Raw genomic sequence first — 26,306 nt, 5'->3', positions numbered from 1 at the left:
TGATTGCTACGATGTTTATTTATTTAAAGAAGTTGTCTTAGTTTGTTTTTTTAAATCCATTAGTTTTTTCTGGAGTAAAAGGCTGGCAATTTCATTTTGATGTTGATGCTGTATTTTGAAACTGAAGAGTTGACCGGGGATAGAGACCAGCGCTTTTCCAATATTGATAGGAATGCTTAAAAAACCTTCAACTTCACTTGGCTTATTCATGAAGTTTCCGGTAATCATTCCATTTGAAAATTTAGGTGTGTTTACCCGTTTAACAAACGGACTTCTTTTTACCGGGATATTAATCAGACGGGTAACATCCGGTATTTGGATTTCCGTTTTAACGATCCCTTGCCTGTTAGTTGAACGGGATTTTGGCCTAACTGTCATGATTATGGTTTTTAATGGCCTGGTGAAGATGCCCGCCGATGGACTGATGCTGTTAGCACTTACACGTTCGTTCCTTTCTGGAGAAAATTCTATTATAAATGAAGCGTCGGCTTCAGTCGTTTTGTTGATCTGTCCATCTGCATTTATAAACCAGGAGCAAACGGCTTTACCTTTTCTGATATCCCGGGCAGAGAGAAAAAAGCTTTTGTTAAAGGTGCGGGTTTCGCTTGCCTGATTTCCTGTCGGCGGCGGAATAAGGCCAAGTGCCGTCTGCTGAATAGAAAGTATTTTTGAAGGGACATCTGCCGTTAGTCCAATAATATTTCCTAACCTATCTTCGGTGGTAGTGGATATTGAGTCTAATAATCCGGTAGGGCCAGTTGAAATTTTAAACTCGTCGTTACTAAAATAATTTGCAGAATATTCGAGCTTAAAGGAAAATTTCGTATCGGGGACGATAGATACTAATGTGGATACTGATAATTCTCCTACTTTGGCAGACGTAATTTTGGTCTGCAGTGTTGTCGGATCAGTGTTTTTTACAATGATAACTTTAGCTGTTGCATTAACAGTAAGCGAACCAACAGGTAAATAATAAATTAGATCTGCTTTAATCTTTTTATTACCATCATTCAGGATAGTTGATGTTAATATATTATTATCTGATTGCCCAACTACAATCGCATATATCACAATGATTCCTACAAAAATTCCTATGAGTATGCCCATTTCCATTTTTATTTGTTAACTGTAAAACCTTAAACATATTTACATTTGATTCAATGTTCTAATTTACAGGCGTTTAGATGGCTAAGAACGGGGGCTTTTACGGTATTTGGGGGGGGTGTTTTTACGGTATTGGCATTTGAGCGAATGCTGTCAAATCATTTAAGAAATCTATTTGGCCTTGACTAACTTGATAAAATACACCAAAAGGTAGATTACCGAAGTAATAATGATAAAGCTGTGCATGTTCCGCTACTGACTCCAAGGTAAGACATACATAAAAGACCAGAAAATAGTGGGAATAGCTAATGCTATGGCAAGGAGGTGTGTTATAAGCTGTGATTAACTCACTGATCTATGATGAAAGTATAAAATCATTATAGACAATAAAATATCATGCTTGAAGAATCAGCACATCAGTTTTCTAAATACAACGCCTCTCGGAATAACATTAAAGTGTATATTTCTTCGCTGTTGAACTCTTTGCCGAATTGATAGCGCTGGAAGAACATTTGAGGCTCGATTAGTGAGCAGGCTTTTCTTTGTATTTGTGAAATTGCCAAGTTCCATCAACTTTACGATAATGAATTTGATTTTCGAATATATCAGCAGCCTACCAGGCGAAAAAAGAATCGTGTTGATTTCATGAAATGGAGATAATAAATAGTTATCTATCGTTGATAGGACTCCTCATAGGTATCAGCCCCCCATTTTTAGGTTAAAAAGGGAACCCGCATAAAAAATGAGTTGCCAATTTTTTTAAATCCCCCCGGGAGGGCAAGAGACTTTTTGTCAGACAAAAAGACATCTTGCAGCTACGGAATCAAAGTGATTTTTGATTATGTTTTTGCTATTCAATGGATATTCCGAAGCCATCGCGAGGATAGAAACTATCGATCTAAAATCGCGCAGGCATCATCTTTGCCTGCTAAATCCCATCGCTTTTCGCCGGGATTAAACAAAAATTGAAGCGTCATGCTTTTTCGGCTGACTGTTCCGCGGTGTTTCATTTTTGCTTCGTCGCATCTATCATAAATACTTCCATGGAAAACAATATCATTAAATCCATCCTTGTTCACATCCTCATTACTAAAAATAAGTTGATTAGGAGTAAATTCGAGGCATTCCCCATTATATTCGCCCGTGTAAATGCCGTATTTGCAGTATAATGAGGAGTCGAAGACTTTTAGAAAAACACCATTCTCATATTTATAAACTGAAAAAAAGTCCTGGCTGCGAATATTAATAAAGCCGGACGGATCTTCGCCCTGTGCATTTTTTGCAGTTGTAATGATTTTAAAATTTTCAAAAGGAAGCGCAACTATCTCCCGACTGTCTCGATTCAATAACAGGCATAGGTTCTTGTTGATCCCGGAAGACTTATCTCCTTTTATAAAAAAATTAAAATAAGTTACCTTTCCAAAAGTACGGATCAAACACTTTCCTGTGGACTTAATTGCAAGGTCACTTGCAGAAATTATTGGTGAAGCAAGGCTTTTGGCAAGCCATTGGCTTAACCGAAGTGTATCATCGAAAATGGAAATATCATCTACTTTGTGCATTTTTACGGTATCCGACAGAATTTTTCTGTAGTCCAGGATGTATGACAAATCAACAGTATGAGTTTTGTGTAAGCCAGGGGATAAATGTTCTTTCTTTTTATCATTTGATCTGCATGAGGCGAAAACTAATAGGATAAACAATGCTTTTTTCATGTTTTAATAGTTAGATGGTTTAGCTGGTATTATTGATCGTAATAATGATAATATAGTTTCTACATAATGCGGGGCTTTTTTACCAGGCCCGTATTTTAGAAGTCCATATTCCCACCCGTTAAAATCTTTTGTTTTCCCATCGTGGGAAATAAAAGATTTGTAATACAAAAATCTAAGCCCCCAATACAGATTACTTGTCGAAGTGTCACCGGATTTTATTTCGGTCATCGTCATTCCTATGTTCTCTTTCCCCCTTTATCGCCAGTATTATACATGGACAACAGGTCGCTTGCTTCAGTCGCAACCTTTTGCCCTTTTCCAATTCGGGATTCTTTATAAATCCAGGCCTTTACCAGATTAACATCCAGAGGTGTGGATGCGTCACTTCCCTTTTCGTACTTCGAGCCGATCTCCAGATTGTCCTCCTTTAAGTCTTTGTTAAAGAGAAACGTTTGCGCTGCAATTTCATAGTCATGTTCCTGGAACTTAGTTTCCTGCGGGTTGCCTATCGCATTACCTTTCTCGTCTTTATCTATGGTTTTGGTTATCACTCCCGGCATTTTTGCCTCTTTATATATATAAAAGGCCGTCTTGCCCTTTACATATTCCGGATTTAATCTGGTTGCAACCAAAGTTCTAAACTCTGTTTGTGATTCTTTCCGCCCAATCTCTTCACCTTTTTGATTAAACCAAACTATGTCATTACCATCCGGATCCAGAAAAACCAGAGGATTATTGACTGCATATGCATAACTACTTATACCCTGATACTTTTCAGCCTTGTTATCGACCGTATTCAGTCTACCGATTAAAGGATCGTAATATCTTGCGCCATAGTCATAGAGCCCCGTCTCTTCCTGTAACTCTTTATGATTATAAAGATATTCATTCTTAGGTGATGCTACTAAAGAGCAGGGAATTTCAAGTCCAAATGGGTAATAATCATCTGTTTGTGTTACTGTTGGCGTATTGGTCTGCATGCTGAAAGAGAACCGGGCGCTCCCAAGATGATCAGAGAGGTTATATTCGTAGCTAGCTGTTGTTCCCGAAGTAAAAACCCGGCCCTCGTCAGTGCGGATAAAACTTAAATTACAGGTACCGGTATTTGCCGGATCTTCGAACTCTATTCCGCCCATATAATATCTCTTCCCGCCTGGCGTACTGAACCTGCGGAGCTTATTACCTTCCGCATCATAGGTATATGACACCGTTTTTGAACCCGATACCTGGTTTGGCAGGTTAAGAATATTGTAACTGATTGCAACAGTACCGATACTAAATCGCCACCTGTATTATATTAATGCCTGTTGTCAAGATCAAATTTACCTCCTATCTTTCTATGCGTTTTAGCCCTGAATGGGAGTTCGTTCCACGCTTCCTTGAAAATCGCTCGGACTGGACATACCAATTCAATAAGCCTTAAAAGTCTCTTGAGCAATACTCGGGATTGTATTTGCAAGTAGAACATTAATTAGCACCGGAATAATCAGTTAAAGAAAATCATCATATTCATATGTTAATGCCATTAAACCAATTAATAGAATACTATCATTTAAAAATAAAAGGAATCATCCATGTGGGCGCCTCCGATGGACAGGAGGCGGAGCTTTATAAAAGCTGCGGCATAGCCAGGGTTTTCTGGATTGAAGCTATTCCTACTGTATTTGAACGATTATGCTCAAGATTGGAATATTTTCCTGGCAACCGGGCTTTTTGCGCCTGTATCACCGATAAAGATGAAGAGGAGATTATTTTCAATATTACCAATAACAATGGTGAGAGCTCCTCTATTTTCAATCTCAAGAACCATAAATCGTATTATCCCCACATAAAAGTTGTAGAAACAATTCAGTTGAAAACACTAAAACTGGATACGCTCGTCGAACGGGAAGAACTGTTGATCGATGGCCAAGTTAATTTTATAATACTTGACATCCAGGGGGCTGAACTTTTAGCACTGGAGGGTTTTATAAATAATTTGAAGTTTATCGATTATATCTATTTGGAGATTTGCATCGATGAGTATTATGAGAACGGAGCAAAAGTTAAGGATATCAATATATTCTTGGAAAAACAGGGATTTTCGTTTATAGCAGAGCAGAGAACCAACATGGGATGGGGTGACAGGCTTTATATCAGAAAATGACCGCCCACAAATTTATTGGAACACCTGAAAGGCACTTTGTCATTAGATTGATATTAGAACAGCAGGTAATAACGGTTCCTCTGACTTATACCTGCACCTGACAGCGCCTTTGCGCGCATATGGTGTTTTTCATACCGCCGGGTGTGATCAAAAGGGAGCATTGTTCAGCGATAATATCAGCCGGCGCGCCAAGTTCCTTTACAAGTATTGGCGTTTTGCGATAACTCGAACAAAGGTACAAAGCGTAATAATAATGGCCGGGGCTTAGATATGCCCAGCCATTATTTTTTTAATCATACCGCCGATCAACGCACGTCCAGTAAAGTCATGCATCTTCATCTTCGATTATTTTGAGGCCCTTTTAATGTAAATTATCCCCCTTTTCGCTCCGGCCGAGGTTTCAGGCTTATTATATTCATAAGTCCAGTTGCTTCCGTAAATTTGATTCACAGCAGGTGTAATCCAGGCCAAATCAAATGACTGGCCTCCGTAAGTATCATAGCCCAATTCGTCGGGATGGTCAGTCTTAAAATCATGTATGGCTATAACTGCCGGCGATAGACCCAGATCGGCAATTGTTAACAGTTCATTATAAAGAGGACAATCATCATACCAGTGGGCATCCAGGAAAAAAATTGATTCGCCGCTCAGTTGCGGCCCTATCATTTTTAAAAACGACACACTATCACTGTTAGCGATTATCATTTCACCCATGTCCGGCGGGTTTACGATCTGGGAAGGATAGTGATCCATTTTATACTTGCTATTCACAGAGAATATACGCTTACAGGCGCCCTGATAATACCCTTCGTCGCTCTCGCAGGTATAAACGCGATCAAAGTTATTGTACAGCCATGCAAATGTACTGCCCATGTTAGTCCCCGTTTCTATCGCGTTTACGATTTTCATTTTTTTCTTAAATTTCAGGAATGATTTTTCTATATAAGTGTCTCCGGCGAAAGGTTTTAACAATACATTAATTTGCATACTGAATCGGTTAAGGTTGTAATTATTTATTTTTTAAAAGGTAAGCGAGGTTATTTTGACGGTCGGTTAAAATATTGGTTACATAGCTATCCACTCAGCAGGAAACAGGTCCCTGGCGTTAATGACCGGCGCTGCGAACCACTTTTCGGGATAAATTACAAGCGCCCCTTCCACTGCGCCCAGCCAGGCAGACCACCATGCAAAAGTGCTGTTAGCAATAATGAAATGTTTGCAAGCGGTCATCAGTTTGAAATAAGATTGATATTTCAAATCGTAATAAGCTTCATCCACAAAACATAGTTGCTGATATCCGGTCAAAGTTTCCCTGCACCACGGCATGTCATCCGAAAAGACGTAAAACATGGCAGACGGTGTTACACTCAGTACATACTGTATGGCGCTACGTAAATAGTCCTCAGAAACTACGCCGTGATAGTCGAGTTTTTGAAGGTAGTCTCCTCTGCGGACATTGATCATAACGGCGTCAGTCGCCGCTATTTTTTTTGAAAGCTCAAGCCATTTACCGGATAGATTATTCCTGAGATTAAATTCGGTTTTTATTTGCTCGCTGACAGCTTTAAAGTATTGACAGGATTGCCAATATCCGGTAAAGATCAAAACCGGATTTGCTTCGGATACCAGGAATTTATCGATTTCCTGCATAAGTTCGCTATCATACTCAAATTTCCTTTCAGTTACTGCACAGATATTTTTGTTAGTTGACGATCGGATCGTATCAGGAATGCTGGCCAGTCTATATTCCTTTATCTCAAAAATCTCCAGGTCGAAAGAACGGTTTGAATTGCCGCTTGAGTAAATGGTTATATCCAGCGCCAAAGGTAAATTATATTTGATTGAAAGCGCTTTGCCAAATGCATATTGAAACATTTGATTTCCAACGCCTCCCATTAAATTTAGTATGATCATTTGATTGGATTAGGTTTTGCCTGCCGGCATATCCTAAAATAATCAATAATATATGAAAGCGGCAACTATTAAATTTCGATTTATCTTAATTCAATTTTTCGTCATCCAAATACTCGGCGCTTGCACCCGACGTGCCGGTACATAGCTCACATGCTGTTGAAATAGGGTCCCAGCTGCAGGCGCCGCTTCCGGATCATTCACTATTATATATCTAAAATTTCCATACTTGATAACCCGTTTATTTATGAGGATAGGTTATTGTAAAATATATCATTATAAATATCTTTGACTGCGATTGTCAATTCAAACCGGCGCTGCGCGTGGAAGCCAACAATTGGTGTCAAAAGCAAAACCGGGTCACGTTGATAAAAGCTGCATTTGGGACTTTCCAAAAGCTGACAATTACCTAAGCCGAAATGATGATACAGGTTGTTTATTGCTTACTCGTCCATAAAAATCCTTCACAGGTAGAACGTCTTATTTCAAGATTATCCGACGGGGCTGCACATTTTGTAGTGCATGTCGACAAGAAAGCTGACTTGAATGATTTTTCTTTTTTAAATAAAAATGAAAATGTCCATGTCATAGCAGATGCCGTAGTAAGTAATTGGGGGCAGTTCGGTTTAATTGAAGCTACGCTCAGGCTAATTACTTACGTTCATCGATCCGTCAGAAATTACGACAGGGTTGTTTTATTAAGCGGGCAGGATTACCCCATCAAAGCTAATAGTTACATTAGAGAGTTTTTCCAAAAACATCCTGATCGGATTTTCATGGAGTATTTTGAAATTCCCTGCATACAATGGAATAATGGAGGCATCGACAGATTTCCTTATTTTCAAAGCGTTCGTAATGTTTTAAAAATCTGCGGCGGTTCGCAATGGTGGTCCATGCCGGCTTTTGCCGTTGATTTTCTGATCGGCACTAACGATGACTTGTCGATTTTGGACGATTATTTTAAAAAGGTTGTAATCCCTGAAGAAAGCTATTTTCAGACGGTACTGTTCAACAGCAACCACGATAAAATACTAAGCAACCTCAGAAGTGAGTCCCTGCACTATATCAAATGGAGCGGTAATTCCGCCCACCCGGATTTATTGACATCGGCTCATTTTGAAAACATGAGACAATCTGCCGCATTATTTGCCAGAAAATTCGATACCGGTTTTGACTCCGGGATCCTCGACTTAATAGACAATAAATTACTTCTGAATAATAAATACTGATAAATGATTATAATAGAAATCAAAAAGGGCCTTGGTAATCAATTATTCCAATATGCAGCCGGTAAAAGTTTAGCCGCGTTTCATAGGGTACCCTTAAAGCTGGATCTCTCCAGTTTTTACAGGGATAAATCAAGACCTTATAGTTTGTCGTTTTTTGAAGTCGAACAATTCGACACGAGTTTGCCGGTACCATCTTCCCAACACTACAATTTTTATCACGAACCATTCGCCCACTTTGATGAAGGTTTTTTCAAATGCCCACCTTATAGTTATCTGTCAGGATTCTGGCAAAGCGAAAAATATTTTGCCGGAATTGCAGATGTGTTAAGAAAGGAGTTCCGGGTTAAAGATCAGTATGTTAGTCACCTGACTGTTAAAGCGGCTGAAATCCGTAATGAAGAATCGGTTTGTTTGCACGTAAGAAGAGGCGATTACCTGCAGCCCGGGTATGAGTTCCTCGGGGTACTTTCCTTAAAATATTATATTAGAGCGCTTGATTATTTAAAATCAACCCTTCCCGGATATAAACTATACATATTTTCCGATGACATCGAATGGGTGAAACACACTATAAAATTTGATTCCCCGCATGAATTTATATCGCCGAGTATTCAAAGCTCATCGATTGAAGACTTTTATCTGATGCAGCAATGCAGGCATCATATCATCGCGAATAGTTCGTTCAGCTGGTGGACCGCCTGGTTGAGTGAAAAATCGGATAGTCAGATAATTATCTGCCCTAAAATCTGGTTTGCTGACAGGAGGCTTAGTTCTGAAGACATAGCATCTGCATCATGGATCAGGCTCTGATCATTGGATGCCTGAAGTGTCATCCGTTTTAATACCATCAAAAATGGAAAATGACATATTGAATTCTATGCGAAACACCTTCGAACAAACAAAGCCAATTTCATTTTTTGGCTGTGCCAGCGGTACTGTCTTTCTGCGAAACCATTTCCCTGGCCTTTTGCTGTATATATTTAATTAAATCATAATCGCTTGCTTTTTTAATAAAGTCATAGGCAGGACGGTTATTGATCATAAACCTATCAAGCTGCTCGCCTTCGTAACCGGTTACTTTTGCAACCAGGCTTTCAGTAAACCGGGAGTCGACAATATCGCTATGGTAGTCCCTGACCAGGACCTTCTGGAGGCGGCGGGCGTTTCGGCCTTCTTTGCTTAGCGCACTGTATAAGGCATCTATGTTGATAGCCAGGCCAGCACTGCCATAGCCGCCGCCTAAAGAGAAAATATGACGATCGTCTCCAATGCGGTATATCTGTTTATAATCACTTTGATTTTTTTTGAATTTTTCCAGCGGACTGGTTCTGGATCTAATAAATACCTCCCTTAACAAATTGGATTGGGGTTGAAGTGTGATCACCAGCGGAATTCGCTTGAAAACGACTAAGGTATCGGTAATAAAACCTATATAACTTGCCGTAAGTGTATCTCCGGTTTTGACCGCGAGTTTAAATTTCCCATTCTCGTCGCTGATAACAAACTTCTTTGATGTTAAATTTTTAATCGTAGCTCCGGCGAGTGGTATCAAATTACCGCTAACAATGCCTTCCGTGTCTTGTCCATAGGCAAACGACCCCGTAGCCAGCAAAAAGATCGCTGAAAAGCAGCATGTCATTAAACGCCTGGTTGATGATGACAAAAAGATCATTGCGGATTTTATTTAAACCCAAGTTATGGAATTTAAAATATAATATAATTTATTAGGCTGTAATTTATCAAACAAACGATCATCATATGGCCTGCTGCTTATGGGCCGCATAAACCAGTTGCATATAATCCGCGCGGAATGAGGCTGCATTAAACATCTCCTGAACTACATGACTTTGATCATTGTGTAAGCTGGTTACATCCGAAAGTCCGATCTCTTTTTGCGTGGAAATAAAGGGAACCAATAACATTTTATTCACTGCCAGTTCTGAAAGCTTTATATCACCGACGATATTTTCGTCATAAGGGGCATCCAGTATTTTCCGGAAAAACTTTTTAAATATGATGACAAACTGCGTGGACAGGCAATGGTCTGTCCAAAACAGGTTTTCTGAAACCGGAACCGCGAGATCAAACCTTCCCGATCCTCCGGAAAGGTATTCGCACCCTAAAATATGGGCGGTAAAAATATTTTTAAAGAATGCAGATTGCGAGTATTGCGGCGTAAACTCATGATCGTCCTCACAAAATACGATAACATCGTCATCATTTTCTATAGCCAGCTCAATGACTTTTCTAATGCTTTGCCAGTGCCCATAGGCGCCTGTCTCATGTTTAACACCTTCGACCAGGTGAACATCAAATTCATGCCGTCCGGAAAACTGGTTTAAAATATGGGCCTTTCTGTCTTCTCGCTCAGGAAGGTTTACAATATAAGCCGGTATATTCCAGTCGTCATTATCATAGATGGAGTTTGATATTGCATCAACATTAAAGGAATTTAAAAAATATGACCTGATATTATTTGCTGTTTTAGCTTTCACTATGCTTCGGATGAACAGCGACTGTACCCTGTGGGTGCCGTCATTCATATTGGTTGCATCTGAATATCCAAACTCTTTTTGAACAGATATAAACGAGGATGTGAAGTAAATGCTGTCGGACAAACTCGTTAATTTTGCATCTGCCGTATCCTGGAGCTCAAATTCTGCATCCAATATTTTCTTGAAGAATTTCCTGAAAATGATGGTAAACTGTGTTCCGCTGAATTTTTTGACTGAAAACAACGTGTTGGAAACCTGTATGGCATCTTCAAACCAGCTCAGGCCTCCCAGCAGAACATCTGCGTTTTTATCCTGTGCTTCCGTTATCGCGTCCGAAATAGTTTGCAACGAATATTCAGCGGTGAACAAATGATCATCTTCACAAATAAGCACAAACTCGTGCTCCGGGTCTGTCAGATCTTTAATGATGTGCTTTATCGTATTCCATAACCCGATGTTGCCGAACTTATGGGGGTACGCTTCCACGATATTTATCTCAAATTCGCTTCGCCCTTCAAATTCTTGTTTGATATGCTCAAATCTGTCACTACGTATTTTAAGGTTGATGATAAAGGTCGGTATTTTCATTGGTTAGTAATTATAAAGACGGTTTAGATTATATATTATGAGTTTTTGAGCCCGCTGTTCATATCTTCAGATACAGATCAATACGGTCGGCATCCTTTAAGCGGCCGGTCTCCCGATTTTTCAATAGGCAAGGTTTATTTCTGACAGGTTTGAAAACAAGAACAGCCCGTCCACAGCCGGGGTATTCCGATCTGTCATTACATCAGTTTGCTGACCTTTAAGATAGGGTAATAAAACAGGTTGATATCCTTTTAAAATATCCATATCGCTTTCACGGTCCAGGTAGTCATTTTTTTTTGATAAGGCTTTGGCTTGTGCTGAGCCGTCAAATGTTTCGACGCCGGTGTTACGCGCCAGCAGGTCAACTACCGGAAGTTTGGCAATACCGGTGAAATCCGTAGCAAAAACATAATAATTTTCCTTTAGATCTTCCGCCAGGTATTTACCAACGGAAAAATATGGATGATTATTTAGTACAAAGCTTGACGTTAAATCAGCCTTGACTACATCTGTATTCAGGCTGTAGAATATTGTTTTCTGGTCTAACCTTTTCAAAATCTGATTGGCCATGTAGCGGGATCTGGCGTTGAGCAACTCCGGTTGGAATTTTTGATCAATTGACTCGTGTTTTAGTACAGACTTGTTATGGCGGAGGTCCTCATCGCACCTTGCAATTAAGTCCTGATGCAGCTTCGATAGCTTTTTATTTTTAAGAGACGTTGACCAGATCTGAATATCTAAATAAGCAGCTGAGTCCGGAGTGGCGTTGTCACTCCATTTTTCACTCAATGTCCGACTATAAGGTTCATCGACGACGAGCACATAAACAGACAGGAAATACGACGGCGGTATGGTCGCATTAGGCGCAACTCCAAAAACGTTAACCATGTCTTTCGGATGAGTTGAATTGTATTTCTTTATCCAACTCATCAATGATCTGAATTCAGGGTTGCGAAATTTATGAATGCCGGAGAAGGTATTCTTGATAAGGGAGTCTAATTTCGCGGTATCTGCAGGCACAGACGTGGTCAAATAGCTATTTAATGGCCGAAGCAGCCAATCATCCGCGGGCAACACGATGTTCCTGAACTTTTTTTCACTGATCAGGTAGGCTGAAAACGCTGTATTTATTCTTTTAGATTCTTTGACAAATTCGCCGACATCTCCCAGGCCTACAAGCTTAACCTTTTCGGTGTTCTTAAACTGTGAAATATGCTCAAATGCCGGAATTGCCTCGTCTATATTTTTTGACGCGATTTCCTGGATTTTTTGAGCATTAACGTGATTAAAAGAGAGCAATAAAATAATTACGACATAAACATTTTTCATAGGATATAGTGGGTATTTACTGTGCGGTTGGATAAATATTGCTGAACACAACAAGGGCGTCAAAGGAGTTATGAAGTCCCGGGATATAAAAATGGAGCCCGTTCGCGTCGATGGTATTTGTATCTTCCTTAATATTCATACGAAGCATGTCCCGGTGAAAGAAAACGCCTTCCGAAACTCCGTATTTCTCAAGGATGCTATAAGCCGCGGTAGACGGACCGGATTTAAAGGTCCTGGTTACATATTGTTTGCTTTCACGTTCTGTCTGGCTTTTCATTATAACATCCACCCGGGCAATTTTTGAGAAATCGGTTGCGATGATATAATAGCTGTTTTTGAAATATTGATTTAAATAATCCCCCATATATTTTATGCCGGTTCTGATAACATGACTGTTGTGTGCCCAGAGTATTGTTTTATCATCTCCGCTCAGGTATTTAACGTTTTCCGCCATAACACTATCACGGAACAGGTTTGCATCATTCGAGTGATCAGATCTGCTTTTTGAATCTTTGTCAAGGTAATTCAGACCGCTAACCGCATTATGGATATAGAAATACAGCCACTTAAAATCTTCTTTATTTAGTTTAGTCCTAAGCTCCGATTCATTTGACAACAGCCATTCATTAAGTATTTGAACCTTCTCCACATCTGAAACACCTGAATTTAACTTATAAACATATCGCTGACCTTGCTCATGATCATAAGGAATGATATATTTATTAAGAATAAAGTTTATGATACTTTGCTCCTTGCCAATTTCAAACCCCATAACCTCAACCATATTTTCCGGGTGCCTGTCATTATACTGTTTTATCCATTTAAATAAATTTAAACACACCGATGTTGTTGCATCAACAAATTGCGCATCTTTAATCCATTTGGTGATATAAGATGTATCGCCTGCATTTTTTTGATTATTTAAATAGCTTCGCAGCATTCTTACCGATGTAAGATCAGGAAGTTCGAAAAGAACTTTTCGATAACCCTTGTCCTCAATCAAATACCTGACCATATTTGCTTTAAACGCAATAGGTTCATATCCTCCATGGCTAACTTCACCTAACGCCATTATTTGAACACCGTCCGGTATTTTGCCGTCAAAAATCTCCCCCAGGTATTTTTTTGAATAATTCGATGTTAAACTGTCTAAACCAGGTTTCGTGAATCCGCTCCTGGTCACCTGCCCATAGGAAAATGAATTAAAAATCGTGATAGCAGAAATATTAAAAACTACCAGGCAAGTAACTTTCAACAGGATGCGCCTAAATCCCAACCGAATTGCTGCTATTAATGTCATGCATTTATCCCCCGGCAGATCGTAACAGATTAAAAAAGCTATTGACTCGTTTGATAATGGCAATAATTGAGACCTGGATGAGTAGTTGTCGTTTAAAAAACACAGAGGTTGTTTTACCACAACCCCTGTTTTACTGACTCACTTGCTTTAATATCTCTAAAGAACTGCTGCAAATAGTCGATATATCAAGTGAGGATTCCTCAAAAACCAAGCGTTATTGTTAAAGTTGTGGTACCACTACTATATTTAATTGTATAGCTGGTTCCACCGGGTGTGGTTATCTTTAAAGTTGGATTAGAAAGGCCCGGCATTGTAAATTGTGTATTCCAGCCGTTAAAAGTTCCGACTAACGGCGCCGGATTTATGGTACTTCCGATATGAGCTGATCCAAAACTGATCCCACCGGACGAGCCAAAGTTCCAAATATTGTTTCCGGCGGGGGCACTGCCAAAAAGTGAAGTTATATTGCTTCCGTTGCTGAACCAAAGTGTGTTATAGTTACCCATAAAATTTGATCCGCCGACATAGTTTAATAAACCACTGGAGAGCATTGTGTTCACGTTGTTCAGAAAGCCGTCCTGATTTCCCCAGGAACTTGCATCACCATATGCTCCGCCTAAAATTGATTTAAGTTCTTCAGATGAAATAATGGTAGGGAACTCATTTTCGAGTTCTTCAAAATGAAGTTTAATTTTTTTTTTCATTGAAATAGGTCTTTTTGGTTGATTTTGATAAATAATTTAGGTACATATGCATATGAGATATGCATAATGCTAATATAATACATATTTATAAATAAATAACTTTTTTGTAAAAAAAGCAGTTTAAACCTAAGCCAACTAACCTATGAACCTACCAGTAATTTTACAGCCGCAGCTGGCGGTTTCGGATCCAATAATTGCCATTTGTTTTTAATTTATTGAAAACCTGTTTTTTAACGTTGTTTTGTGGCTTTTCAATACCAGTTGAAATGCCATTTATTTAGATACTTAACCTTATTTACAACCAAGAACAATGATGAAGAAATTTCCTTACGATCGGCAATTAGATCTGATGGATTGCGGTCCGGCGTGTTTAAAGATGATTGCCAAGTATTATGGAAAGTATTATAGCCTCCAGTATATGCGGGATAAATGCGGCATAACCAAGGAAGGGGTTTCGCTCCTTGATATAAGCCATGCCGCAGAAAGTGTCGGTATGCGCAGCCTGGCATTAAAGTGCTCTGTAGATGACTTGATTTTCAGGATCCCGTTACCTGTAATCGTTCATTGGGACAGAAGTCATTTCATCGTAGTCTACGAAACAAACTCTAAAAAAGGAATAATCTCTGTCTCCGATCCTGCTAAAGGCCATGTAGACTATAACAGAGAGGAGTTTTCGCAAAAATGGTTAAACGAAGCAGATGAAAACAGAGGGATACTGATGGCAATTGAACCGCAGGCGGAATTTTATCAACGTCAGGGGGAAGAAAGGATAGAGCGAAAAAAAACACTTGAGAACTTTCTGGGATATTTTAGGCCTTATCAGAAAAACTTCATAAGCTTATTTATCATCATGCTTATGGTCACCATTTTGCAGGGGATCTTACCCTTTATTTCCAAGTCGGTTATTGACGTGGGTATTCAGACAAATGACACAAATTTTATCATGATCGTATTAGTTGCCAATATAGCCATCTATGTATGCATACTGCTCAGCAATATGGCCCGCGACTGGATCTTACTTCATATCACATCGAGGGTAAACATTGCACTTATATCCGATTATTTAATTAAGCTGATGTTGTTGCCCATCACATTTTTTGAAAACAGGATGACCGGAGATATTCTGCAGCGTGCCCAGGATCATGAACGTATCCGCTCATTCATTATGAATAATTCGATCAACATGATTTTCTCTTCAATCACGTTTTTTGTTTTCGGCCTTATACTGTTCTTTTACAATACAACAATTTTTTTCATCTTTTTAACCGGAAGCGTATTATATGTGCTTTGGGTAATGGGATTTTTAAAGCTGAGAAAAAAATTAGATTGGGAGTATTTTGATTTGGTTTCAAAAAACCAAAGTTACTGGGTAGAAACAATCGGAGCAATCCAGGACATAAAGATCAATAATTATGAGAAGCCAAAAAGATGGAAGTGGGAGCATATACAGGCACGGATTTACGAAATAAATATCCGATCCTTAAATATTAATAACCTGCAAAGTTCCGGAGCGCAATTTATCGATAATATTAAGAACCTCGCCATCGTGTTCTTTTGCGCGATCGCTGTAATACGGGGTGAGATGACATTCGGCGTAATGCTTTCAACTCAATTCATGATCGGGATGCTCAATGGCCCGGTTATTCAATTTATCCAGTTTGTAATGTCTTTTCAATTAGCCAAAATAAGTTTCCTCAGGTTAAATGAAATCCATCAGTTAGCAGATGAACATGAAAATGTAGGGGCTAACCCGATAGACCTGCCCGAGAATAAGAGTCTTAAAGTCAGCAATGTGACTTTTCAGTATGGTCCCAACGACGCACCGGTCTTACGCCAAATAAACCTGACAATCCCGGAAAAGAAGGTCACCGCGATAGTTGGGGACAGCGGTAGCGGGAAATCAACCTTATTGAAGTTGATTTTACGGCTCTACAAACCGACTTCGGGAGATATCCTCATCGGCAACATGAATGTAAACAATATAAGCTTAAAACAATGGAGAGATAAGTGCGGGGCAGTAATGCAAGACGGCAAAATATTTAACGATACCATTTTGAACAATATTGTTCTTGATGATGTAAAGATCGATTATGAAAAATTAAAAAAAGCGTTAGATACAGCTAATATTGCTGCAGAGATAGAACGGTTGCCGCTCGGTTATCAAACGATCATGGGTGAACAGGGCAGAGGGTTAAGCGGCGGGCAAAGGCAGCGGGTTTTAATAGCCCGTGCGCTGTATAAAGATCCGGACTATCTTTTTTTCGATGAAGCCACAAATTCGCTTGATACATTAAATGAGCAAAAAATAGTTGAAGCCTTAGACGATGTATTTAAGGACAAGACCGTAATCGTGATAGCGCATAGACTTAGTACGATCCGAAAAGCTGATCAAATAGTTGTAATGCAAAATGGCCAAATCGCAGAAACGGGGAGCCATCAGGAACTGATAGATAAAAAAGGCAGATATTATCAGTTGGTAAATTCTCAGCTTGAAATTCAACGTGAAGTTGCTCCGGAACAAGTGTTTGAGATTAAAGGCAGCGAGAATAATAATCCGATCTTTCAAAAACTAATTGAGGCATTTGAATCCGAAATGAAAAATGGAAAAGCTTAATATTGATAAATCAATCGAGGTATTAGACGTTCAGAAATATCATGGACGGGAAAAAACTGAGGAAATTCAGGATATTATAGAGAGAATGCCGACAAAATTCGGGATCCAGGTCTTGCTTATTGTCGGCTTGATCTTTAGCCTGATGATCTTCTTCGGGTGGTTTATTCGATACCCTGATATTAAAAAAGGGAATATTACCATCAATTCCCCATTAGCACCGATAAGACTGGTGGCCGGCAGTTCCGGCAGGATCAAACTAAATTATTCAACACTGCATCCAGATGTTAAAGGCGGCGAGGTTATCGCTTACATTAAAAATGCAACATCATTTGATACGTTATTAAAAATAAAGAAATTATTGATCAGGTATAACCCGACGAGCGATAATACAGATATATTAAACCAATTGCCTTCAAAAATCCCACTGGGCGAACTAACGACTACATATTACAACTTCTACAGCAGCGTTCATCAACTGGCCACTTTTGTAAAAGATCAATTGTATGATAAGCAAATAACCAACCTCAAAAAGTTACACAGCGATCAGGAAACAGGCGTTAAAAACAGTTCAGAAAAAGTGGATATCAGTAAAAACAACCTGGAGTTTACAAAAAAGTTTCTTCATCGTGATTCTGTTTTATATGCCGGAAAGGTTGCGACGGAATATGAATTGGACAAAAGCCGGGTGCAGTACTTAAATAGCAGAACGGTGTTAGCGAGTGCCCGCGCAGAGCAAATCGAAGCAGGAAAACAAGCGCAACAAACTTTGGGAAACATCAGGGAGATGGAAATACAGAAAGAAGAAAAAAGGAAAGAGCTTAAAGTTGCTGTGCTTTCTTCATATAACGAGCTGATAGAAAGTATTTCATTATGGGAACAAAAATATGTATTGATTTCGCCCTTTGACGGCAAAGTACAATCCCTGCAATTTTGGACCGATGATCAATTTGTGCAGGCCCAGGAGCCGATACTCACAGTAATTCCGAAAACTCAGGAACCCTACGGCCAAATTTTTTTACCGGCCATTGGCGCCGGAAAGGTTAAAGTCGGTCAGGAAGTAATAGTTAAACTTGATGATTTTCCGTACAATGAGTATGGTTCAATCAAGGGAGTTATAAAGAGTATTTCTCTGACAACAAACACTGAAAAAACTCAACAGGGAAACATAGAAGCGTACCTTCTTACCTTGAAGTTTCCAAAAGGCCTGCGAACAAACTACGGCAAGATCATCCCTTTTCGCCATGAGATTAAAGGGGTTGCTGAAATTATTACAAACGATCGGAGACTGATAGGGCGTTTGTTCGGGGATTTGAGCTACTCATTAAAACAATAAAACTGATAGATGGTATTGTAATGAAATAAATCCAACCGGACTTTTTCAATATGTCGAACCTCCTTTGACGACCTAAATACTTACTAAAAAAAATATTGAATTTATCAAGCGGTTCGATATCAGTCCTATTTCGAACTGCCGATAATTTAAGCGTCAAAGCAACTGCATTCGTACCATTCGGTGAACATTCCGGCGTGCTTGACCATGCTATTCCGTGCCCATTAGACCGTTGAGTTGTGTTAATCAATATCAAATTTCAATGTCAAATTCAGGAAGATAGCATGGTCAAAGTGTAACGGAACGGCCTAATATCATTGAATTAATCTCGCTAAACATTCGAGTCAATCGGAACTATTTCGATTCTTTAAAATGACATTTTTGAAGATTGGTCAATTCTACTTAATTTGGAATGTGAACTAATATTACCAAATACTAAACGAGTGGTAGATATTCGAATGTTTAAGCTCCGGCACTGGGAGGTTGAATTCCCTGAACTTTTCGAAATAACTAAGTATGGCTCCGCTTAACTTGTCAGAATTCATATGTGTTTGTTCGTCTATAGTCGCTATAACAGCTTGTGATAGCAACCCTCCGGCACTGTTACCCAGTGCAGTATTCTCACCGCTGCTGGCACTGATTACGTATACCCCGTTCCTTTCTTCAGTGTCTGTAAACTGCGCGTTGAGCAGAGTGTAGGCCTCTTTAACCAACGGGTCAGATGAGCCGGCATTTTTTCCTGAAAAACAGGCGTCTATAAAGAACAGGCGGTTTCGGGACTCAAGCGTCCCGAACATGGAGTAGATTTCAGAAAATGGAATACCCGAAATGCTGCCTGAGATTTGCGCATTTGGTGTCGCAAAATAAAATTCATTTTCTTTTAGGCTCAGAAGTCCATGACCTGAAATAAACAGGATGACCACGTCGTCAGTCGTGGCCTCCGAAAAAAATTCTTTCAACAACACAAAATTCGCTCGATTCACTACTTTGCCCTTGATTTCCCGTATCTTGAGCGTAACTGAATCACCGAGGCGTTTCTTCAAGTGTGCAGCAACGGAATCCAGACTGGCTTCCGTGCCTGGCAGGGCTGGAAAATGCTCGTAAGTATCTATTCCGATCAATGCCAGGAATACCTGCCGTTTTTGCGGCTTAAGTGGGTGGTATGAAATAAAAAGTTCTTCGGCTGGAGAGGCGATCCCTGACCGGTCGAAGGCTAATATCTTGATTCTGTTCTTACCGCTGGCCAGCGATAATGGGTTCAAATGGAGCATTGTCTTGTGCATGGGCTTGTTAATAACTATTTCCCTGACCGGCACGCCGTTGGCATATACTAACACTTTCTGGATCACATCGGTATGCCCGTCGATCTCGATGCTGAACTTCAGTAATGGGTCGCTAGTCAGGTGAGGAATAGCCGCCTCACCGATGATCTTGACAGATGGAAGGCTGAACGGGCTTTCCTGCGCAGAAGCATGTCCCGGATTACGGAGTTGGTAAGTCCGTTTGTAGGCACTGATCAAGCTAGTGTTTGACGGGCGTACCTGCTGAAGGATGATATCTGGTCGGTTGAAGCGTTTGTCGAATTGCTCGAATAAATAGGATCGATTTCGGTATTGAAAGCTGGAGTACTGGATTGCTTCGCTGTTCGCCCAGTAATTATTGCCCGAAATTAGCAATGAGCCTTTTTCGCCGAACTGAAAAATTTCGCAAAGCATGCGGCCCGTCAGGCAATCGAACATCCTGATCTTCCCCTCGGTATCGAGCACGAACAGGTAGCAGGACTTGTCGCTGAAAATGTAGTTTGCCACTTTCGGAACGGCTGCCCCGAAAATGAACTTGTGGCTACGTAAGTTGAAGACTCCGACATAATCATTGTCGTCAATCGCAAGCATAGATGAATCCGCGTTATAGGCCTTGCGGGTGAGCATATTGAAATCTTTTGGTACCCGGCAGGTTATCAATGTGTCGACTGTTGCCTTAAGCCAATTGAACCTGCGCAGCACCATAAAATGGTCCTTGGTCTTAGCGACAATATTATCTATGATCATGTTTTTGATAAAATAAGTACTGAACTGGCTAGTATCAATTTTCACAGGATTAGGTAGCTTGGAATATTTGATCACTTCCTTGTAAGAGAATTCTGGGTCGCTAAAAGGCGATTTCTTTTCAAGTGCTATGGCATTTTGGTTCAAATCCAGGTGCTTAATGATTCCTTCTTTCCCATTCCGGATGGTCAATATTCCCGCTTGCTCATCGAAAGAAGCCAGTTTTGAATTATATAAAACCGGCTGAAAGGTTCCAATAGAGGTAGTCTCAATGCCGGTCTGCAGGTCATAAACGCTTAACCGACCCTGGTTAAGAACAGCAAAGAGACGTCCGTTACTGCTAAACTCTGGTTTAGTATTTACGTCTATCCCTTCCGGTAATTCATATTGCAGGAGCTTTTTCTCCAGGTCCCATACTTTTAAGCTCGTTTTGCTGCCATAAAGCAGGAAATTACCATCCGGCGAGAAAGCCAACATGGTTGCCTCGTTATGGCAGTCGTTCAGACAGAGGCCTTCTGCTGCAAAGCTACAGACAACTTGTTTGGTCCGTATATCGACTATATCGACATCGTTCCTGATCAGAAACTCGCCTGAGGTACGTTTTCTAATGATCTCGGCCTGGTTTCCCGGTTGCGGGATATATTCCTGTCCCCCTTTGGTCAGCATTTTCGTATGGGCGATTGCCAATAATTGCTTTTTTCCAGACACCGCCAGTTTGGTCGTTGACCAGTGTTGTTTTAAAATATCCGCTATATTAATGGTAGCCGCTTTTTTCAGGTCATACAGCGTGTTGTCAGGATCGATCATGAACATGCCCTCATTGTCAATATAGGGCTGGATGCCCGGCATGAGATAACGACTCGATTCCTTCAGGACTCCCATGTTTGTCATGTGCAGGGTATGTCCGTCGTGTGCCGAGGCGAAGAACAGGCGCTGGTTTACTTCCCCTTTGTTCAGGTAGATAAAATGCTTCTCGAAAGCGCCATAAGGCTCGATAACTTCAGTGGGGTCTTCCAGACGACTATGGGAAACCCTGTAGGTGTCGGCATGCCACCACACTACTTTGGCTAGGTCACCGAGGGCGTAGAGTAACTTTCCGTCAGCAGTAAAGCTGATCATTTTCGGGAAAAACCCTGGGAACTTTTTTTCCAGGCTATCTATCGTATGTTCTTCAAGGCCAGTCCGAGAATTGAAAAATACGATCTTGTCCAGGCCCAGTACCACCAGTTGCTCCCCATCCGGACGAAAGCAAAATGCGCTTGGGTATTCAGGAACGCCCTGCCGGACCTTTACCTTAATTTCCTGCCCACTGGCCGGGTTACTGTTCATTGAAAGGAACAACATCAAAATCAAAAAAGCTGGCAGTGATTTCATGGGTTAGGTTCGGCCAATTGCTAATTAGGGCTGTTAAACCTCGATGATAAAATATTGAAAACCCTTTGCCGGTACTGACAGTTTTTTTCCCCGGTCATCGGAAAAACGAAACTGTACCCCTAGGAGGTAAACCGCTTTGGCAGGGTATCGGCCAGCGCTGATCGTCGAATAATGGTCTGACCAGAAAGTATACTCCACACGTCCCCTGCCTTTAAAATGCAATTTGGGATTAGCCATATTCAGGCTTAGCGTGCTTTTTTCCATTTTCAGGAAAACATCTTTTTCCATCCGGTTCTCCACGTAACCTCCTCCTGTTTTGGCGTAAAGAAAGTCCGCCACGTTCAGGCGGACCGAATCGAGGTAATAATCCTTGCTTTCTTCCCCGCGGAAATCGAAATACATTTTAGGCGATAATTTTTCCGCCGCTTTCCAACAGAAAGGATCCTCTTTTTTCCAGTAGGCGTTGAAGCCTTCGGGAGTAAGTTTTTTTTCGCTATAAGAGTTCCAGAGCGCGAGCAGGTTTTCCGAACAATCGTCCAACTCTTTTTTTAACTGTTTATTCTCACCAAACTTGTAATAGCTCACCGGGTATTTTAACGAAGATGGTACAGCGGCGAAAGGCAGGCTTGCTTTTGAAACGATCTCCCGCGTCTCATAGGACGGGGAACTAATGCCCATGCCGTCAAGCATGATACCAGTAGGCTGATCTGCCGGACGGCTTCCGATTAAAAAATGAGCGCACAGAAGTAGTGTATAAATTGCAGTTGTACTTTTCATATTCATTGATTGGCGGTGCATAGGACCGGGGTAGATTGTTCCCAATAATAAGGGACGTTCAGTAAAGCGATCTGTAGGTCGTCTTTCAGCCGAAAAACGACCCGGTAGGTCTCGTGGCTGACATGCATCCGCTTTTGGAAGGCACCTGTTTCCCCTGTGTTCCCTAAAGGCTTGTAACTACCGTTATCACTGCGCAATAGGATGCTCGAAGATGCCGCAGATCGAAACTCGACCTGTCTGTAAAATACCAATTGATAGAGCAAGAGGCAAGAGAATGCTGCCAATACTAAGTTCGAAGTCAGCAGATACCACCTACGGCTCAATAATGTCTTGTAAGTCTTTCGGATACCCGCCGCTGCGTCACCTTTGGGAAAAATCAGTGAAGCGGTAAAGACCAATGCGGACCAGCTTCCTATGATGACATAAGTCACAATATCAATTGTGGTCCTGATCTCATCATATGTACCGTCCGAAAAACGAATAAATAGGAGCAAAAGTATAGTACTGCTTATAATCAGGCATATGTGCAGGAAGCGATAAGGCGATTTCATTTGGCCAGGTTTAGTTGTGAATGGTCAAATTTAAAAAAACTATTTTATTATGATCACAGGAGCTAAAATTCTCATTATCCCTACAAAGCCGAAACACAAACGTCCCAAAGTACTCAGCATTATACCAATATCGAGATAGGGCAAAGGAAAATAGTAGTAGGCAAGTGGTAATTGACCTGTGATTTCATATTAAAATGTACATGTGCGCGAGCATCCGTTTTTCTACATTGAATTGTGAAGCCGCAGGTTGGTGGGTTGCAGCTTAATCGTTAAAAAAGTTCCCTCCGTTAATTTAGAGTTACTTTTAAAATGCCTATATTTATTCTAAAGATTTGCAACTAATCTATATCAAAAAATGCGGTGAGTAATTCTGTGAGTAGTGAATTAATAATCGTATAAAATACTGAATTTCATATAATTAACGACGTGGTTCGATTCTCGTCGGCTCTGGTAAGCACTGACCTTTGCTCAACTATAGAATATAAGTTACAGTATTCACCATCGACGCCCCAAACCTGCCGTCAGATCGATCACATTTTGCGGCCTGACCCTTTTTTTAGCCCGCGTTTATTCTTATGAACTATGTTCTTTCTTAAAATGAGTTCATGTTCAGCAATGGCCGCTTTGATCGACTTTTCGATAACCGGCCATTTAAATTCATCCTTGATGAGCAGGATCTCAGTTGTAAAATCTATATCTCGGTGATGGAGAAGTGACATCCGCACTTGATGACTATTCGTGTTAGGATATTTAGTTGAGTAGGCATCGACGATCTGCTGATAGGGCATTTCTTTCAATAGGTAATGGATATCCACAAAATCCTTTAACCGTGTGCCATTGCCTACTATAGCGTTGATCTTCATCGCAGCGATATCTTCTAAACCGAGCATTCGGATACCTTCAGGATCGAGTACTGGATTTACGTGAGAGTAGTTGTGCAACAACATATCCAGCCTTACGCCATTAATATGACCAGTTAAAAAATTGTTACGTGCATTTAAGATAGTTGCCTGATGATTATTGTTTAAGTGCTTAGCCAATTCCAAACCATTAAAATTATCGGCCGTAAAAAGATCTATATCGATAGATAACCGGTGTCCAAGCATTAATGATAGCGCCGTGCCTCCTACCAAATAAAATTGTTTTAATTTTTCATCATCCATCAAGCGATGGATCAATTCCAGTGTTCCTGGCGTAACTGTTTCCGTGTGTAGCATTTTAGTTGAGCTTTACTCAACTGAAAATAAGTACAAGCGGCTTCCATGCCGTGGTCGGTTAAATAAGGTATATCTTCTGTTAATGCACTAATTACACGGTTCCTGCTGTAAAAGTTGATCATTGTTTCCCATTCTGCGGGTAGCCCTCTTTCGATGACACGTTCTATAACAGTACGAAAACTCCGCTGCCAGTCCATTTTATCATAGTCGAACTCCCAGAACAAGTGTTTCGGCAGGTCAGGTTTAGGAGATCGTTGTTGCACCGGTTTTCTTTCTATGCGGATCTCGTCATTTTCAAACGGGATCTTTCTCTTTGACAGGTAATTATTCAGCGTGTTATAGTTATAAGAGGGATGATTTTCACAGAAATTTTTCAGGCTGGAGAATATTTCCAAACTATGCTCGGCCAGTTTTTTCCACTGAACTACCAATACGCGCCGGTTTTGATCTGTCTGTTCCTGCATTATACAAAGATACGTAAAATAACTTTTCAACCAATATTGTACGATATTTGTCAATTGAAGTTTTAAAATAAAAATTCTAATATGATATCTGTTCGTGTGTGTATTAACGAAACATGCTGACTACACGCCCCATTTCAATTTGTTCCGGCCCCGTAGCCTCAAAGTTGCTGGTCGTTATAGCCTTATCATATAGCCGTTCTTGAAGCTTCTGCATATCCTCGCTTGTTTTGCTATCTAGCACCTTTGCGTAATGTTGCGTTGTCTTAATACTATTGTGTCCGAGCATTTTTGAAACAGTTTCCATTGGAACACCATTAGATAAAGTAACTGTAGTGGCAAAAGTGTGCCGGGCCATATGAAAAGTCAACGTTTTGTTGATACCACACAAGTCGCCAATTTCCTTTAGATAACTGTTCATCCGTTGGTTGGTCAGTACTGGCAAGAGCAGTGACCTACGTACGCAAACAGGATGGTCTTTGTAATTTTCTAAAATTTCCAGTGCCTCTTTCAATAAGGGGATATGTGATGGGGTATCCGTCTTATGCCTTTTGGTAAACACCCATAACTTATCGTCGTCGCCTCTTCCTATTTCGCCTGGGGTCAATTTCTGTACATCGATATAGGCCAGCCCTGTGTAGCAGCTGAAAATAAAAATATCCCGAACGAGATTCAGCCGTTCAACACTCAACGCTTTATTTCGGATAAGGTCCAACTCATTCTTTGTTAAATAGGTTCTTGGCGAAGGCTTTGCGGTCGATTTATAGTGTAAAAAAGGATTGGCAACGATCCATCTGTTGGCTAAGCAAAGGAGAATGATTTTTTTCAAATGCTTAACATATTTGTCGGCAGAAATTGGGATACAATTCTTTTCGGTCCGCAAATAGAAGTCATAGTCTTTTATAAAATTAAAATCGACTTTCCGCAATTCATAGTCCGGTCGTTTAAATTTCCATTCGATAAATTCACGCGCATGTTTAAAAGAGCTTTTAAAGGATTTGAGCGTGTTGGCCCCAAAGCCTCTACCAATCAGGGATTCCATTTGTTTATTGTGATCGCTGAAAATCTCCAACAACATTTTAGATTTTTTTCCTTTCCCGTCCAGTTCGTTCCGCAAGGTATCGGCAGTGATCTCTTCTTCACTGTCCAGCAGGCGGGTATGGATACGTTTCAGCTTCGCCAGGATACTGTCCAAATGGGCATTTAAACTCCTGGCATCTTCCGTATTTCCACGGGCTTTTCCGCGTTTTTCGTCCCATTTTTCAGGTTCGATTCCTCGCCCGATAGTTGCCTCACTCCTTTTTCCGTCAACGGAAATACGCAAATAAATAGGCAAATTACCTGATTCATAGCCCTTTACCTTCTTTAGGTAAAAAAGCAGGTTAAAATTTTTAGTCTTCATTTACTCACCAATTT

At 40.4% G+C, this 26,306-nt stretch carries 20 protein-coding genes; 5 read left to right on the top strand and 15 right to left on the bottom strand.

The features are described 5' to 3' along the window. Positions 1–15: 15 nt before the first annotated feature. The 3 genes from ACFFGT_RS04125 to ACFFGT_RS04115 all read right to left on the bottom strand — a co-directional run bounded on the left by ACFFGT_RS04125 (position 16) and on the right by ACFFGT_RS04115 (position 3,955). Complete coding sequence (locus ACFFGT_RS04125) at positions 16–1,113, bottom strand: hypothetical protein (protein WP_377021238.1); 1,098 nt, start codon at positions 1,111–1,113, stop codon at positions 16–18. A gap of 881 nt (positions 1,114–1,994) precedes the next feature. Next, positions 1,995–2,819, bottom strand: a complete 825-nt coding sequence (locus ACFFGT_RS04120; protein ID WP_377021237.1) for a hypothetical protein — start codon at positions 2,817–2,819, stop codon at positions 1,995–1,997. A gap of 236 nt (positions 2,820–3,055) precedes the next feature. Continuing rightward, positions 3,056–3,955, bottom strand: a complete 900-nt coding sequence (locus ACFFGT_RS04115) for an RHS repeat domain-containing protein (RefSeq protein WP_377021236.1) — start codon at positions 3,953–3,955, stop codon at positions 3,056–3,058. Positions 3,956–4,338: 383 nt separating this feature from the next. On the opposite strand from ACFFGT_RS04115, the gene ACFFGT_RS04110 reads away from it, so the two are divergent. Then, on the top strand, positions 4,339–4,965 hold the full coding sequence (locus ACFFGT_RS04110; RefSeq protein ID WP_377021235.1) for an FkbM family methyltransferase: 627 nt from the start codon (positions 4,339–4,341) through the stop codon (positions 4,963–4,965). A gap of 345 nt (positions 4,966–5,310) precedes the next feature. On the opposite strand, the gene ACFFGT_RS04105 is transcribed toward ACFFGT_RS04110, so the two are convergent. Beyond that, positions 5,311–5,952, bottom strand: coding sequence for a class I SAM-dependent methyltransferase (locus ACFFGT_RS04105; RefSeq protein ID WP_377021234.1), 642 nt, complete (start codon positions 5,950–5,952; stop codon positions 5,311–5,313). A 78-nt stretch (positions 5,953–6,030) separates the two neighbouring features. Continuing rightward, positions 6,031–6,879 (bottom strand): alpha-1,2-fucosyltransferase, encoded by an 849-nt coding sequence (locus ACFFGT_RS04100; RefSeq protein ID WP_377021233.1) that lies wholly within the window; start codon positions 6,877–6,879, stop codon positions 6,031–6,033. A gap of 416 nt (positions 6,880–7,295) precedes the next feature. On the opposite strand from ACFFGT_RS04100, the gene ACFFGT_RS04095 reads away from it, so the two are divergent. Both ACFFGT_RS04095 and ACFFGT_RS04090 read left to right on the top strand, forming a co-directional pair. Then, positions 7,296–8,105, top strand: a complete 810-nt coding sequence (locus ACFFGT_RS04095) for a beta-1,6-N-acetylglucosaminyltransferase (RefSeq protein ID WP_377021232.1) — start codon at positions 7,296–7,298, stop codon at positions 8,103–8,105. A gap of 3 nt (positions 8,106–8,108) precedes the next feature. Further along, positions 8,109–8,915 (top strand): alpha-1,2-fucosyltransferase, encoded by an 807-nt coding sequence (locus ACFFGT_RS04090; RefSeq protein ID WP_377021231.1) that lies wholly within the window; start codon positions 8,109–8,111, stop codon positions 8,913–8,915. A gap of 100 nt (positions 8,916–9,015) precedes the next feature. Here ACFFGT_RS04090 and ACFFGT_RS04085 read toward each other — a convergent pair whose 3' ends face one another. From ACFFGT_RS04085 to ACFFGT_RS04065, 5 genes are all read right to left on the bottom strand, one after another. Further along, complete coding sequence (locus ACFFGT_RS04085; protein ID WP_377021230.1) at positions 9,016–9,744, bottom strand: hypothetical protein; 729 nt, start codon at positions 9,742–9,744, stop codon at positions 9,016–9,018. Between the two features lie 115 nt (positions 9,745–9,859). Beyond that, the gene (locus tag ACFFGT_RS04080) at positions 9,860–11,188 is read right to left on the bottom strand and encodes a glycosyltransferase family protein (protein WP_377021229.1); all 1,329 of its coding nucleotides are present in this window, start codon (positions 11,186–11,188) and stop codon (positions 9,860–9,862) included. Positions 11,189–11,308: 120 nt separating this feature from the next. Further along, positions 11,309–12,517 carry an erythromycin esterase family protein gene (locus ACFFGT_RS04075; RefSeq protein ID WP_377021228.1) on the bottom strand — a complete coding sequence of 403 codons (1,209 nt, stop codon included), beginning with the start codon at positions 12,515–12,517 and terminating at the stop codon, positions 11,309–11,311. Between the two features lie 16 nt (positions 12,518–12,533). Beyond that, the gene (locus ACFFGT_RS04070; protein ID WP_377021227.1) at positions 12,534–13,589 is read right to left on the bottom strand and encodes an erythromycin esterase family protein; all 1,056 of its coding nucleotides are present in this window, start codon (positions 13,587–13,589) and stop codon (positions 12,534–12,536) included. Positions 13,590–14,017: 428 nt separating this feature from the next. Next, a complete protein-coding gene (locus ACFFGT_RS04065) occupies positions 14,018–14,521 on the bottom strand; it encodes a hypothetical protein (protein ID WP_377021226.1) in 504 nt (167 codons plus the stop codon). A 310-nt stretch (positions 14,522–14,831) separates the two neighbouring features. On the opposite strand from ACFFGT_RS04065, the gene ACFFGT_RS04060 reads away from it, so the two are divergent. Both ACFFGT_RS04060 and ACFFGT_RS04055 read left to right on the top strand, forming a co-directional pair. Beyond that, positions 14,832–17,135 carry a peptidase domain-containing ABC transporter gene (locus tag ACFFGT_RS04060; RefSeq protein WP_377021225.1) on the top strand — a complete coding sequence of 768 codons (2,304 nt, stop codon included), beginning with the start codon at positions 14,832–14,834 and terminating at the stop codon, positions 17,133–17,135. Further along, positions 17,122–18,468 (top strand): HlyD family secretion protein, encoded by a 1,347-nt coding sequence (locus tag ACFFGT_RS04055; protein WP_377021224.1) that lies wholly within the window; start codon positions 17,122–17,124, stop codon positions 18,466–18,468. The genes ACFFGT_RS04060 and ACFFGT_RS04055 overlap by 14 nt, the downstream gene beginning before the upstream one ends. A 422-nt stretch (positions 18,469–18,890) precedes the next feature. Here the strand turns inward: ACFFGT_RS04055 and ACFFGT_RS04050 are convergent, their stop codons facing one another. The 5 genes from ACFFGT_RS04050 to ACFFGT_RS04030 form a co-directional block, all read right to left on the bottom strand. Continuing rightward, a complete protein-coding gene (locus ACFFGT_RS04050; RefSeq protein WP_377021223.1) occupies positions 18,891–21,884 on the bottom strand; it encodes a caspase family protein in 2,994 nt (997 codons plus the stop codon). A gap of 33 nt (positions 21,885–21,917) precedes the next feature. Then, positions 21,918–22,661, bottom strand: a complete 744-nt coding sequence (locus ACFFGT_RS04045; protein ID WP_377021222.1) for a hypothetical protein — start codon at positions 22,659–22,661, stop codon at positions 21,918–21,920. A 1,081-nt stretch (positions 22,662–23,742) separates the two neighbouring features. Continuing rightward, entirely contained in the window at positions 23,743–24,429 is a 687-nt protein-coding gene (locus ACFFGT_RS04040; RefSeq protein WP_377021221.1) for a nucleotidyl transferase AbiEii/AbiGii toxin family protein, read from the bottom strand. Then, a complete protein-coding gene (locus tag ACFFGT_RS04035; protein WP_377021220.1) occupies positions 24,387–24,893 on the bottom strand; it encodes a DUF6922 domain-containing protein in 507 nt (168 codons plus the stop codon). Before ACFFGT_RS04035 ends, ACFFGT_RS04040 begins: the two co-directional genes overlap by 43 nt. 103 nt (positions 24,894–24,996) lie before the next feature. Next, positions 24,997–26,292, bottom strand: coding sequence for a site-specific integrase (locus ACFFGT_RS04030; protein ID WP_377021219.1), 1,296 nt, complete (start codon positions 26,290–26,292; stop codon positions 24,997–24,999). Positions 26,293–26,306: the final 14 nt, after the last annotated feature.

This window comes from Mucilaginibacter angelicae (assembly GCF_042434235.1).
Lineage (GTDB): Bacteria > Bacteroidota > Bacteroidia > Sphingobacteriales > Sphingobacteriaceae > Mucilaginibacter > Mucilaginibacter angelicae.
This window is presented reverse-complemented; position numbering and strand designations above follow the sequence as displayed.